The following is a 12,835-nucleotide window of genomic DNA, read 5'->3' as shown; positions in this document are numbered from 1 at the left end:
GCCAGGACGCGGGCGCGTCTAGACCGACGCCGGGACCTTCTCCCTCTCCACGCCCGCCGCGGCGAGCTGCGCGTCGGACGCCCCCGGGATCGTCGAGACCACGCGCCGGTACGCGTCGGTGTCGTCGTAGATCTCCACCTTGAGCGGGTTCTTGCGGCCCTTGACCATCTTCATGATCTGGTAGACGGCGAGTGCGACATTCGCGGCCAACGCGATCGCGGAGACCGTGAACAGCGCGACCGGGTCGTGCGACGAGTCGACCGAGAACTGTGACTCACCCACGAAGGCCGGCACGGCCATGGTCCACATCATCCAGAACGCCAGGGTGTGTGCGCGGTGCTGGAGCCAGGCGCCCTTGCGGAGGAAGAACGCGGGGATGGTGCAGCTGATGAGCAGTGCGGCGCCGGCGTAGAACGAGTGGTCGCCCACGCAGTTGTAGACGTACGCGAAGTTCCACAGGTCGTACGCGATGATCCACGGCCAAATCATGTCCGGGTAGATCATGTCCTTGGTCTTGTCGCGGGAGATGTAGATGCCCATCCAGCCGGTGATCGCGAGCAGGTTGATGAGGCCGGCGATGCCGTTCATGTAGTTCCACGAGCCGGACAGCATGTAGACGCCGTCGACCATGCCATCGGCGCCCATCGCGCCCACCTGGAAGTCGCGGATGCACGCCTCGAGGATGTTGATCGCGAGGATCGCGGCGGGGAACATCAGCGCGTACTTGTTGCGCGACAGCCGAGGGATGTAGCGGATCGCGAGGAAGCCCAGGCAGCCGGCGAGCGCCGAGTACACCTTGACCCAGTGGAACCACGTGCCGGTCGAGGAATCCGCGCCGGCGGTGGTGGGCCACACGAAGATCGTGAGGACCAGCGGCACGGCGATGAAGAAGAACATGCCGGCCCAGGGGCCGCGGCGGGACAGCTCGTTGAGCCCGATCAGGGCTCCGAGCACGACGAACCACATGACGCCTTGCGCCAGCGTGATCGATTCGAACAGGAACATTGCTCTCTCCTTGAGAACGCCCGACGCTGTGGCCGGGCAGGTGTCAGCGGTCCGGCCGTCCGGTCCGCAGGGTGTGTTCCCGGTCGGGGCCCCGGGAGGGGGCGGGCGCCAGGCGAAGCGTCTGGCGCACCAGGTCGGCGAGCACGTCGTCGCCGAGCGCTGGGTTGGTGCGGATCAGGCCGATGATGCCGTGCAGCAGCATCGCGAAGGTCTCTCGCACGTGGGTGATCTCGATCGTGTGGCGCGCAGCGTAGGCAGGAATCGTGGTCTCCTCGAGCACGTCGAGCAGCGCCGTGACCGACTGATCGAGGTAGCGGACGTAGAGTCCGGCGTCGTCGAAGCGGGGGAGGGGATGCGCGGTGCGCGCCTCGCCGTCGATGCGGTGCGGCATGTTGCGACGGAAGAGCTGGACGTACGTGGCGACGGCGCCGTCGATGTCGCCCTCCGTGCGCGCCGCGTCCCACGCCCGGAGTTCGGCGGCGAAATCGGCGACGCAGGCGTCGAGCACCTGGTCGATGAGGCGGTCCATGGAGCCCGCGTAGTGATAGACGAGACCGCGGGTGACTCCCACCTCGTCGGCGATGTGCTGGAAGGTCGTGGCGCGCACTCCCTGGCGAGCGAACACCAGACGCGCTGCGGCGACGATCTCGTCCCGGCGCTCCTCGGGAGCCTTGACCACGCGGGGGGTGCGCGCGGCGCGTGGGTGCGCCGTCTCGCGCTCGCCGTCGGATCGTCGTTGCTCCATGCGGCTCAGGCTAGACCCGATTGACATTCTGTCAATTGGGCCGGAAGTCCCGCCTCCCCGCCCGGACACTCCGCACGGATGTGGGCGCGACACGCCGGGCTGCGAGCCCGTGCGGCGCCTCGCGCCGGGATGTCGCCCAGGAATCCGTGCGGAGTGTCAGGCTGGAGTGAGGCTGGCGCGGAGTGAACGCGGGGAGGGAGCGTGCTTGGAGACTCGCCGTGCGTCTCAGAACGTAAGACTGTGAACCACGATGTGAGAAAGTTGGCTCAGATGGTGTCGATCGCACGACCCCGGGCGTATGGTGGTCGCATGCAGGCGATTCTCGTACGAGTTACCAGGCGCGCGGGCCTCTAGTCCACGTCCAGGCATCGTCCGCGCGCACCCCCGGAAGCCACCCAGGCGGCCGGGTTTTTTCATGCGAGGCGGACTGCGAGAACCGCCACGCGACCAGCAGAGCAGGAGAGAAGATGGCACAGGTGAAGGCCAAGCCCACCCCGTCCACCTCGCCGCGCCCGGGTTCCGGCGCGACAGCGCAGGCCGTCGGCGCGATGCCCACGCCGTATGCGCAGCCGGATCCGGCGCTGAACGGCGTCGAGATGACCGGCGCGGCGGCGATCATCCGGTCGCTCGAGATGGCGGGCGCCACGGACGTCTTCGGTCTCCCCGGCGGCGCGATCCTCCCCACGTACGACCCGCTGATGGACTCGCAGCGCCTCAACCACATCCTGGTGCGCCACGAGCAGGGCGCGGGCCACGCTGCGCAGGGCTACGCGCACGCCACGGGCAAGGTGGGCGTCTGCATCGCGACCTCGGGTCCCGGCGCGACCAACCTCGTCACGCCCATCGCCGACGCGAACATGGACTCGATCCCCATGGTCGCCATCACGGGCCAGGTGGGCAGCGCGCTCATCGGCACGGACGCGTTCCAGGAGGCCGACATCGTCGGCATCACGGCGCCCATCACCAAGCACAACGTGCTGGTGACGGACCCGGCTGAGATCCCGCGTGCGATCGCCGAGGCGTTCTACATCGCGAGCCACGGCCGTCCAGGCCCCGTGCTCGTGGACATCGCCAAGTCCGCGCAGCAGGCGACCACCACGTTCCAGTGGCCGGGGCGCATCGACCTGCCAGGCTTCAACTCGGGCGCCAAGCCGCACGCCAAGACGGTGCAGGAGGCTGCCCGCCTCCTCGCGACCGCCCGGCGTCCGGTGCTGTATGTGGGCGGCGGAGTGATCCGCTCTGGCGCGAGCGCCGGTCTGCGCAAGCTGACCGACCTCTCGGGCGCGGCCGTCGTCACGACCCTGATGGCCCGCGGCGCGCTGCCCGACAGCCACCCGCAGAACCTCGGTATGCCCGGCATGCATGGCACCGTGGCCGCGGTGGCTGCGCTGCAGAAGGCTGACCTGATCGTCGCCCTGGGCGCCCGCTTCGACGACCGCGTCACCGGCAAGCTCTCGAGCTTCGCCCCGCACGCGACCATCGTGCACGCGGACATCGACCCGGCGGAGATCGGCAAGAACCGTGCCGTGGACGTCCCGATCGTGGGCGACCTCAAGGACGTGTTCGCCGAGCTCGTCCCCGCTCTGACCGTGGAGCACGAGCGTCACGGCAAGCCGGACCTCGAGGCGTGGTGGCAGCAGCTCGACGACTGGCGCACCACGTATGCGCTGGGCTTCCAGAAGACCGAGGACGGCCTCTCGAGCCCGCAGCACGTGATCCAGCGTCTGGGCGAGCTCAACGATCCCGAGCAGACGATCTACACCTCGGGCGTGGGCCAGCATCAGATGTGGGCCAGCCAGTTCATCAAGTACGAGCACCCGAATACGTGGATCAACTCGGGTGGACTCGGCACGATGGGCTTCTCGGTCCCGGCCGCGATGGGCGCCCAGGTGGGCATGCGCGATAAGCAGGTGTGGGCCATCGATGGCGACGGCTGCTTCCAGATGACCAACCAGGAGCTGGTCACCTGCGCGATCAACGAGATCCCCATCAAGGTGGCGGTCGTGAACAACTCGTCGCTGGGCATGGTGCGCCAGTGGCAGACGCTGTTCTACGAGAGCCGCTACTCGAACACTGACCTGCACACGGGCCACGGCACGCGCCGCATCCCCGACTTCGTCAAGCTGGCGGAGGCGATGGGCTGCGTGGGCCTGCGCTGCGAGTCCGACGCGGACGTGGACGCGACGATCAAGCGCGCCAACGAGATCAACGACCAGCCTGTGGTCGTGGACTTCACCGTGTCGCGCGACGCGATGGTGTGGCCGATGGTGGCCGCAGGCGTCAGCAACGACGAGATCCAGTACGCGCGAGGCGTCGCCCCCGCGTGGGAGCGTGAGGAGAACGCATGACCACCCACACCCTCTCGGTGCTGGTCGAGAACAAGCCGGGCGTGCTCGCGCGCGTCGCTGGCCTGTTCTCCCGCCGCGCCTTCAACATCCACTCGCTCGCGGTGGGTCAGACCGAGCACCCGGAGATCTCGCGCATCACGGTCGTCGTGGACGTGGATGAGCTGCCGCTCGAGCAGGTCACCAAGCAGCTGAACAAGCTGGTGCACGTGCTGAAGATCGTGGAGCTCGAGCGCGACCGCTCGGTGCAGCGCGACCTGCTGCTCATCAAGGTGCGTGCGGACGCCCGCCAGCGCGCCGACGTGCTGCAGATCGTGGACCTGTTCCGCGCGCACGTCGTGGACGTCTCGACCGACTCGCTCGTCATCGAGGCCGTCGGCACCTCCGAGAAGCTCCAGGCGCTGCTCGCGGCCCTGGCTCCGCACGACGTGCGCGAGATCGTCCAGTCCGGCACCGTGGCCATCGGTCGCGGCTCCCGGTCCATCACTGAGCGTGCCCTCGAGAGGGTCAGCGCCTGACAAGCCTGCCCGACACGCGGGTCGCCTCGGCGACGAGGCCCGCCCCGGCATCGGGCATGTGACAAGCCAGCCCGACGCGTCGGGCGCCTGAGAAGACAAGGCCCGGCCACCGCGTCGGGCGTGCAATGTGTAGTCCCAACTAGAAGGAGCAAGACCGCATGGCTGAGATGTTCTACGACAAGGACGCCGACCTCTCGATCGTCCAGGGCAAGAAGGTGGCCATCGTCGGCTACGGCTCGCAGGGACACGCGCACGCGCAGAACCTGCGCGACTCGGGCGTGGACGTGCGCGTCGCGCTGCGCGACGGCTCCGCGTCGATCGCGAAGGCCGAGAACGACGGCTTCACGGTGATGAACGTCGCCGACGCGTCGGCGTGGGCCGACCTCATCATGATCCTCGCGCCGGACCAGCACCAGCGCACGATCTACAACGACGAGATCAAGCCGAACCTCGCGCCCGGCAAGACGCTCGCGTTCGCGCACGGCTTCAACATCCGCTTCGGCTACATCGAGGCACCCGAGGGCGTCGACGTGATCCTCATCGCCCCGAAGGCCCCTGGCCACACGGTGCGTCGTGAGTTCGTCGCGGGCCGTGGCATCCCGGACATCATCGCGGTCGAGGTCGACGCGTCGGGCTCGGCGTGGGAGACCGCCAAGTCGTACGCCAAGGGCATCGGCGGCACCCGCGCGGGCATCATCAAGACCACCTTCACCGAGGAGACCGAGACCGACCTGTTCGGCGAGCAGACCGTGCTCTGCGGCGGCACCTCGCACCTCGTCCAGTACGGCTTCGAGGTCCTCACCGAGGCCGGCTACCAGCCCGAGATCGCCTACTTCGAGGTGCTTCACGAGCTCAAGCTGATCGTGGACCTCATGTGGGAGGGCGGCATCGCCAAGCAGCGCTGGTCGATCTCCGACACCGCCGAGTACGGCGACTACGTCTCCGGCCCCCGCGTCATCACCCCTGAGGTCAAGGAGAACATGAAGGCCGTGCTCGCAGACATCCAGTCCGGCGCGTTCGCGAAGCGCTTCATCGACGACCAGGACAACGGCGCCGTCGAGTTCAAGGAGCTGCGCGCCAAGGAGGAGTCGCACCCGATCGAGACCACCGGCAAGGAGCTGCGCGCCCTGTTCTCGTGGTCGGGCTCGAAGACCGACGAGGACTACGTCGACGGCTCTGCGGCTCGCTGAGCCTCGCTGACTGAGACGAGGAACGCAGTGACGCTGCTCGACAGCCCCCGCATCGGCGCCGCCGACGCGGGCACCGTCTACAAGCTCGCGATCGTCGCAGGCGACGGCATCGGACCCGAGGTCGTGGCGGAGGGGCTCAAGTGCCTCGCCGCCGCGATCGAGGGCACCGACATCGCCTTCGACGCGACCGAGTTCGACCTGGGCGCCGCCCGGTGGCACGCCACCGGCGAGACCCTCACCGAGACCGACCTCGAGGCCATCAAGGGTCACGACGTGATCCTCCTGGGCGCGATCGGTGACCCGACCGTGCCTTCGGGAGTGCTCGAACGCGGTGTGCTGCTGCCGCTCAGGTTCGCGCTCGACCAGTACGTGAACCTGCGCCCCTCGAAGCTGTACCCGGGCGAGGTCTCGCCGCTGGCGAACCCTGGCGACATCGACTTCGTTGTGGTGCGCGAGGGCACCGAGGGTCCGTACGTGGGCAACGGCGGCGCGCTGCGCGTCGGCACGCCCCACGAGATCGCGACCGAGGTGTCTGTCAACACGGCGTTCGGCGTGGAGCGCGTGGTGCGCTACGCGTTCGACGTCGCCTCGAAGCGCGACCGCAAGCACGTGACCCTGGTGCACAAGCACAACGTGCTGGTGCACGCAGGCCACCTGTGGCGCCGCACGGTCGAGGCCGTGGCGCCCGAGTTCCCGAACGTCACCTGGGACTACCTGCACGTGGATGCCGCGACCATCTCCATGGTCACCAAGCCCGCGTCGTTCGATGTGATCGTCACCGACAACCTGTTCGGCGACATCCTCACGGACGAGGCGGCGGCCGTCTCCGGTGGCATCGGTCTCGCGGCATCCGGCAACGTCAACCCCGACCGCACCGCGCCGTCGATGTTCGAGCCCGTGCACGGCTCGGCGCCCGACATCGCGGGGAAAGGCATCGCCGACCCGTCGGCGACCGTCCTCTCGGTCGGCATGCTGCTCGACTTCCTCGGCTACGGCGACCTCGCCGTCAAGGTCGAGGGGGCTGTCGCGTCCGACGCGGCTGCCAAGGGCTCCGCATCACGGAGCACCTCCGAGGTCGGCGACGCGCTCGCCGCCCTCATCCGCGGCTGAACCCAGCCGCTCCACCCGTCCGTGAGAGTCGATGCTCAGCATTGGCTGCAACTGACGGGTGACTGAGTGTTCGCGCGGCGGGGTCCACAAGACCCCGCCGCGGGCCTCAGCTGAAGGTGGGCGCGTCCCAGTAGTCACTGAGCGTCGAGAACTCGCCCGTTCTCAGCGCTCATCGACTACCAGCGCCCATCGACTACTAGCGGTCAGACTGCCCGCCTCAGCCCGACACAGCCCGGCAATGCGCGGGCGCTACTCTCAGATGTCGCCCAGGGCGACTCGGATCAAGGAAGGACCCTCACGATGACCACGACCTCATCGACTCCCGTCGCATCGACCGCGGAGGCCTTCCGAGTCATCCGCCACGAGTCGCCCGCGACGGATGCCGAGCGCGCCGAGCGGATCGCCAACCCCAAGTTCGGAGTCGTGTTCTCCGACCACATGGCGCGCATGAGCTGGGACATGGACCGCGGCTGGTACGACCCGCGCATCGAGCCCTACGCGCCGCTGCAGCTGGATCCGGCGTCGTCGGTGCTGCACTATGCGTCCGAGATCTTCGAGGGGCTCAAGGCATACCGCTGGGAGGACGGCACGATCCGTACGTTCCGTCCCGAGGAGAATGCGAAGCGGTTCCAGCGCAGCGCGTGGCGCATGGCGCTGCCCGAGCTTCCGGTCGAGGACTTCATGGCGGCGATCCGCGCCTATGTCGCGATCGACGGCCACTGGACGCCGACCGCGGAGTACTCGTCGCTGTATCTGCGCCCGTTCCTCATCGCAACGGACGTGTTCCTGGGTCTGCGCCAGCCGAAGAAGGCCGAGTTCCTCGTGATCGGCTCGCCCTCGGGCCCGTACTTCGCGGGCGGCGTGAAGCCGGTGAGCATCTGGGTGGAGCAGGACTATCACCGCGCAGGGCCCGGTGGCACGGGCGCCGCCAAGTGCGGCGGCAACTACGCGTCGTCGCTGCGCCCCCAGATCGAGGCGGGCGAGCGCGGCTACGAGCAGGTGCTGTACCTGGACGCGAAGTCGGGTCAGGTGCTCGAGGAGCTGGGCGGCATGAACGTGTTCGTCGTGCTGAAGGACGGCACCGTGCTGACCCCGGTCCTGACGGGCAATCTGCTCGAGGGGGTCACGCGCTCGTCGATCATCCAGCTGCTGAGCGATGACGACCTGAAGGTGGTGGAGCGCGACATCACGCTGACCGAGCTGAAGGAGGGCGTCGCGTCGGGCGAGGTCGCCGAGGTGTTCGCGTGCGGCACTGCCGCTGTCGTGACCCCGGTCTCGCACATGGGCTCCAAGGACTTCGATCTGCAGGTGGGCGATGGCCAGCCTGGCGAGGTCACGATGAAGGTCCGCAAGACGCTGACGGACATCCAGTACGGCCGTGCGGAGGACGCGTACGGCTGGATGGAGATCCTCGCCTAGCACCCGACGCTTCGCACGCCCGACGCGGTGGGGACCTTCGTCCCTTGGGCACCTGTATCGCAGTTCTACGGTGAGAGTGAGTCCCCGCTCGGTCGAACGACGCGGGAGCCGCCACGACGCGAGTCCCACCGCTCCCGCATCGACCACAAGGGAGTGGACATGCTCACGTTCGAAGCAACCGCCGTATCGACCTCGGATACCGGGCTGACGGTGTCGGCCAGGGAGTTCGAGTGGCTCGTCGATGAGCCACAGGCTCTGGGCGGCGGCGATCTCGGCCCCAATCCCGTCGAGTACGTGCTGGGTGCGCTGCTCGGTTGCCTCAACGTCGTCGTGCACCTCGTGGCGAAGGAGCGGGGCGTGACGCTGACCTCGTTCGAGGCCACGGCGTCGGGCGAGCTGGACCCGGCCCGATTCATGGGCAAGTCCTACGACGCCCGCGCCGGATACAAGTCGATCACCGTGTCGATCGAGGTGGAGGGCGACGCCGACCAGGCTGAGCTCGACGAGATCGCACGCATCTCCGAAGACCGCTGCCCGGTCTCGGACAACCTCGCGCACGAGACGCCCGTGAGCATCGCCATCGTGAAGAAGGTCGCCGACGCGGTCTGACCACTTCGCGCGCCCGACGCCGGGGCCGCTTTCCGCGGTTCCGCGTCGGGCGTTGTCGTGTCCACTTCTTCATCGAATCTTCATAGGAACTCCCCGGAACCTGTGAGCCGCATTGGAGACGATTCCCGTGTGAGCGCGTCACCGTGGCGCGCGGAAAGGGAGAACGATCATGATGCACAACTGGGGCGATGGCACGGGCAGCGGCGCGGGCGGCCACATGTGGGGCGACGGCTGGGGTGCTGGCAGCGGCACCTGGATGATGTCCGGTGGCGGCGCGGGCCTCATGTGGCTGTGGTGGATCTTCGCCATCCTCGCGATCGGCGGCGTCGTCTATCTCGCGGTGCGCCTCGCGAACCGCCCGGCGAAGACCGACGCTCCCGCGGCAGCCACCCCTGCGGCCGAGGTGCCCGCGACGACGCCGGCCCGTCAGATCCTCGAGGACCGCCTCGCACGTGGCGAGATCGACGCCGAGGAGTTCCGTGACCGCGTGAAGGCCCTTGACGAGGCTTGATGTGACGCGCCGCGATGGCGACTTCCCGACGCGCCGCGAGGCCCTCGCCATGGGCCTCGCGGGCGTCGGCATGGTCGGCATGGGTGCCGTCGTCGCGGCGAGCCGCGGCTCCGACGGTGATTCGTCCACAGGGGCCGCCTCGGGCACACGAACCGCGGCGGAGTGGACAGAGCCGGCCGTGCTCGAATCGTCCGAGGGCGTCCTCGACCTTGAGCTGACCGTCGCGGAGACCACCGTCGCTATCGCGGGCGCGACCGCGACCATGCTCACCTACAACGGCACGGTGCCCGGCCCGACGCTGCACGTGCGCCCCGGCGACACCTTGAGGGTGAGGCTGGTGAACGGCCTCAGCGAGGTGACGAACCTCCACACGCATGGGCTCGCGGTCTCCGCGACGGGCGCCTCCGACAACCCGTTCAGGCGCGTCGAGCCGGGGGAGTCGTTCGACTATCTCATCGACATCCCCGCCGACCATCCACACGGTGTCGCGTGGTACCACCCGCATCATCACGGGCACGTCGCCGATCAGGTCTTCGGCGGGCTCTACGGCGCGCTTGTCGTGGACGAGGACGACTGGTCCGACGGCGCGCCCCGCGTGGTCGTGGTGTCCGATGTGACGCTCTCGGGCGGCGCCGTCGCGAACGTGTCCGCGATGGAGCGCCGCATGGGGCGCGTCGGCGAGACGCTGCTGACCAATGGCGCCCGCGCGCCGCAGCTGCCGGTCGCGCCCGGCACGACCGAGAGGCTGCTGCTCGTCAATGCCTGCACCAGCCGCTACCTGAGCCTCGGCGGACCGTCACTGACGGTCAGGAGCGTCGACATCGGCGGCCTCGCGCGGCCGGTGTCCACGGACTCGCTCGTGGTGCCCCCCGGAGGCCGCGCCGACCTGCAGGTCGATGCGCCCGCGTCCTCGACCGCGCTCGTCGCCCGCGCCTACGCACGAGGCGCCGGCATGGGCATGATGGGCGCCCCCGATTCGGGTACGGACGCGACGATCCTGACCCTGGTGCCCGACGCGTCGGCCGCGTCCCCCGCGACTCCCGGAGACGCCTCGGCACCCGTCGACCTGCGCGATGCCACCGTGGCGCGAGAGCGCGAGATCACGTTCACCATGGGGATGGGCGGCATGGGTGGGATGTCGTTCCTCATCGACGGACGCGAGTTCGATCCCGAGCGGGTGGATCAGTCGGTGCGGTTGGGCGCCGTCGAGGACTGGACGCTGGTGAACGCGACGGGCATGGACCACCCGTTCCACCTTCACGTCTGGCCGATGCAGCTGATCGACTCTGACGAGGTGGAGGTACGCGACGTGGTCGATGTGCCCGCGGGTCAGCGGGTGCGGGTGCGCGTCGCGTTCGACCGCTTTGCCGGCCCCACGGTCTATCACTGCCACATCCTGGACCACGAAGACCTGGGCATGATGGGCGTCGTGGAGGCGTCATGACGGTCCTCCCGGGGCATGGTGGCGTCGCTGCGGCGGCAGCGCCGCACCAGAATGGACGTATGGCCGCTGTCCCGCTTCGCGCTCTCGTGGTGGAGGACGAGTCTGCGCTGGCGGACCTCGTGGCGGGGTACCTCGTGAAGGACGGCTACGAGGTGGAGGTTGCGCACGACGGCGAGGACGCGGTGGAGCGAGCGCGAACGCTGGACCCGGACGTGGTGGTGCTGGACATCGGCCTGCCGGGCATCGACGGCATCGAGGTGTGCAGGCGTCTCAGGACGTTCTCCGACTGCTACGTCGTGATGCTGACGGCGCGAGCCGAGGAGGTCGACACTCTCGTGGGTCTCTCGGTGGGCGCCGACGACTACATGACCAAGCCGTTCAGTCCGCGAGAGCTCGTCGCCCGGCTCAGGGCGATGATGCGCAGGCCCCGTTTGGATGCGTCCGACGCTGCATCGGCCGAAGCTCCGACGCTCACCGTCGGCGACCTCGAGATCGATGCGCCGGCGCGTGAGGCACGTCTGGGTGGAGAGCTGGTGCCGCTGACGCGCACCGAGTTCGACATTCTCGCCGTGCTCGCCGAGCACCCCGCGCGCGTCCTGACGCGGGCGAACCTCCTCGTTGAAGTGTGGGGTGGCGACTGGGTGGGCGACGAGCATTTGGTTGATGTGCACGTGCGGCACGTGCGGCAGAAGCTCGGCGACTCGGCGGAGCGGCAGCGGTACGTGCGGACGGTGCGCGGTGTGGGCTATCGCATCGGGACTGGAGCCGACACGTGAACGGCTGGCTCAAGGAGCGGGGGCTTGCGACCCGGCTGGTGATGGCGTTCGGTGCCGTGGTGGTCGTGACCGTCGTCGTGGTGTGGTTCGTGGATCGCGCGATCGCGCCGCGAGTGCTTGAGCAGCGGCTGCGCGGCATGATGCGCCACGGGATGATGAGCGACCTGCTCGAGACCCAGCGGGCTGCGGCGTCGTCGAGCGCGATGGCGCTCGCCATCGCGCTCGTGGTCGCGGTGGCGGCAGCGGCACTCGTGAGCGTGCTGGTGGCGAGGCGCGTGGGGGCCTCTCTGGGTGCGCTGGGTGGCGCGGTGCATCGCGTCGCCGACGGTGAATACGGGGCGCGCGTCCCGTCGCCCGGCATGGGTCGCGAGTTCGATGAGCTCGCGGACTCGATCAACGTCATGACCGAGCGTTTGGAGCACAGCGAGCGGTTGCGGCAGCGCGCGATCGGGGACGTGGCGCACGAACTGCGCACTCCTGTCGCGACGATCGCCGGCTACTTGGAGGGGCTCGAGGACGGCGTGGCCGAGCTGACGCCTGAGACCGTGGCGATGCTCCGCGCACAGGCGGCGCGGCTCACCCGGCTCAGCGAGGACCTCTCCGCCGTGTCGCGTGCGGAGGCCGGACAGGTGCGGCTGGACCTCGTGGAGCACGATCCCGCCGAGCTGCTGGCCACCGCACGCGCTGCGAGCGTTGAACGTGCCGCAGCGGCGGAGGTGGCGCTCGAGCTCGACGCCCCGGGGGACCTGCCGCGCGTGCGAGTCGATCTGGAGCGGATGGCGCAGGTGCTGGGCAACCTCGTGGACAACGCGTTGAGGCATACGCCCGCGGGCGGCGCCGTCGCTCTCAGCGCCCGACGCTCGGGCGAGGGCGTCGCGTTGAGCGTCGCGGACACGGGGTCGGGGATCGCGGCGGAGCACCTTCCGTACGTGTTCGAGCGTTTCTACCGGGCTGATGAGGCGCGGGATCGAGCGAGCGGCGGGTCCGGCGTCGGGCTGGCGATCGTGCGCGCACTGGTGCAGGCGCACGGTGGGACGGTGGAGGTCGCCAGCTCGGGCGTCGGGCATGGGGCGACGTTCACTGTCACTCTTCCCGCGCTGTGACTCCGCCCGCAGCCTGAGCGACGTGTCCTGCGAGTCAGCCAGTGCTCTGCCGCCCGTTCC

The 12,835-nt window shown here is 69.0% G+C and carries 12 protein-coding genes; 10 read left to right on the top strand and 2 right to left on the bottom strand.

Annotated elements, in window-relative coordinates; translation table 11 throughout:
- Positions 1–18: 18 nt before the first annotated feature.
- Both B7K21_RS03435 and B7K21_RS03430 read right to left on the bottom strand, forming a co-directional pair.
- Complete coding sequence (locus B7K21_RS03435) at positions 19–1,005, bottom strand: DUF5692 family protein (protein WP_084073818.1); 987 nt, start codon at positions 1,003–1,005, stop codon at positions 19–21.
- 43 nt (positions 1,006–1,048) lie between these two features.
- Positions 1,049–1,750 carry a TetR/AcrR family transcriptional regulator gene (locus B7K21_RS03430; RefSeq protein WP_159448399.1) on the bottom strand — a complete coding sequence of 234 codons (702 nt, stop codon included), beginning with the start codon at positions 1,748–1,750 and terminating at the stop codon, positions 1,049–1,051.
- A gap of 548 nt (positions 1,751–2,298) precedes the next feature.
- On the opposite strand from B7K21_RS03430, the gene B7K21_RS03425 reads away from it, so the two are divergent.
- The 10 genes from B7K21_RS03425 to B7K21_RS03380 all read left to right on the top strand — a co-directional run bounded on the left by B7K21_RS03425 (position 2,299) and on the right by B7K21_RS03380 (position 12,775).
- A complete protein-coding gene (locus B7K21_RS03425) occupies positions 2,299–4,098 on the top strand; it encodes an acetolactate synthase large subunit (protein ID WP_234989224.1) in 1,800 nt (599 codons plus the stop codon).
- Positions 4,095–4,613, top strand: a complete 519-nt coding sequence (gene ilvN / locus B7K21_RS03420) for an acetolactate synthase small subunit (RefSeq protein ID WP_084073815.1) — start codon at positions 4,095–4,097, stop codon at positions 4,611–4,613. Before B7K21_RS03425 ends, ilvN begins: the two co-directional genes overlap by 4 nt.
- Before the next feature lie 158 nt (positions 4,614–4,771).
- Positions 4,772–5,803: a ketol-acid reductoisomerase gene (gene ilvC / locus B7K21_RS03415; RefSeq protein WP_084073814.1), complete on the top strand. Its 1,032-nt coding sequence runs from the start codon at positions 4,772–4,774 to the stop codon at positions 5,801–5,803.
- A 33-nt stretch (positions 5,804–5,836) separates the two neighbouring features.
- Positions 5,837–6,913 carry a 3-isopropylmalate dehydrogenase gene (locus tag B7K21_RS03410; RefSeq protein WP_234989223.1) on the top strand — a complete coding sequence of 359 codons (1,077 nt, stop codon included), beginning with the start codon at positions 5,837–5,839 and terminating at the stop codon, positions 6,911–6,913.
- A gap of 300 nt (positions 6,914–7,213) precedes the next feature.
- The gene (locus B7K21_RS03405) at positions 7,214–8,332 is read left to right on the top strand and encodes a branched-chain amino acid aminotransferase (protein ID WP_084073813.1); all 1,119 of its coding nucleotides are present in this window, start codon (positions 7,214–7,216) and stop codon (positions 8,330–8,332) included.
- Between the two features lie 159 nt (positions 8,333–8,491).
- Positions 8,492–8,941, top strand: coding sequence for an OsmC family protein (locus B7K21_RS03400; protein WP_084073812.1), 450 nt, complete (start codon positions 8,492–8,494; stop codon positions 8,939–8,941).
- A gap of 169 nt (positions 8,942–9,110) precedes the next feature.
- Entirely contained in the window at positions 9,111–9,452 is a 342-nt protein-coding gene (locus B7K21_RS03395) for an SHOCT domain-containing protein (RefSeq protein WP_234989161.1), read from the top strand.
- A 1-nt stretch (position 9,453) separates the two neighbouring features.
- Positions 9,454–10,896 (top strand): multicopper oxidase family protein, encoded by a 1,443-nt coding sequence (locus B7K21_RS03390; RefSeq protein WP_234989160.1) that lies wholly within the window; start codon positions 9,454–9,456, stop codon positions 10,894–10,896.
- A gap of 59 nt (positions 10,897–10,955) precedes the next feature.
- Entirely contained in the window at positions 10,956–11,672 is a 717-nt protein-coding gene (locus B7K21_RS03385; protein WP_084073811.1) for a response regulator transcription factor, read from the top strand.
- On the top strand, positions 11,669–12,775 hold the full coding sequence (locus B7K21_RS03380; RefSeq protein ID WP_234989159.1) for a cell wall metabolism sensor histidine kinase WalK: 1,107 nt from the start codon (positions 11,669–11,671) through the stop codon (positions 12,773–12,775). Before B7K21_RS03385 ends, B7K21_RS03380 begins: the two co-directional genes overlap by 4 nt.
- The last annotated feature ends 60 nt before the right edge of the window (positions 12,776–12,835 follow it).

The organism is Demequina sp. NBRC 110052 (genome assembly GCF_002090075.1).
GTDB lineage: Bacteria > Actinomycetota > Actinomycetes > Actinomycetales > Demequinaceae > Demequina.
The sequence above is the reverse complement of the archived record's forward strand: the minus strand, read 5'-3'. Positions and strand labels throughout refer to the sequence as shown.